The organism is Burkholderia sp. BE12 (assembly GCF_002959955.1).
Taxonomy (GTDB): domain Bacteria; phylum Pseudomonadota; class Gammaproteobacteria; order Burkholderiales; family Burkholderiaceae; genus Burkholderia.
This window is the reverse complement of record NZ_PREY01000095.1, coordinates 1-345: the sequence shown is the minus strand read 5'-3', so window position 1 is coordinate 345 and position 345 is coordinate 1. Positions and strand designations below refer to the sequence as shown.

1 protein-coding gene is annotated in these 345 nt (G+C 59.7%); it reads right to left on the bottom strand.

Annotated features, from left to right (window positions below; genetic code table 11):
• Positions 1 to 265, bottom strand: a 265-nt coding sequence (locus tag C4B30_RS35075) for a transposase (protein WP_199779026.1), incomplete at its 3' end; no start/stop codon positions are given.
• Positions 266 to 345 lie beyond the last annotated feature (80 nt).

Sequence of the window (345 nt, the reverse complement as noted above, 5' to 3'; positions counted from 1 at the left end):
GAATCTCGACGTCGAGCAGGTCATCGTCGGTCGCGATGCGCTTGCGGCTGGTGCCGTTGCGATGGTTCGTGCGGCCTGCCGGCTTGGCATCGCCCTTCTCGTAGCCGAGGTGGTGGGTCAGTTCACCGCCCAGCGCGCGTTCGAAGATTGCCTTCTTGAGCGCCGCAAGCTGCTCGTTGATCGTCGCCCGATCCAGCGTGCCGGGTACCAGTTGCTTGATCAGTTCCGGGTCCAGGTTCAAGCCCTTGCCCGGTTCAATCGTCACTTCTTCCTTGCGTTTGCGTGGCATAAAGTGGCTCCTTGGCCATCAGTTTATGCCTCACACACAAACATTCGGATAGGTTC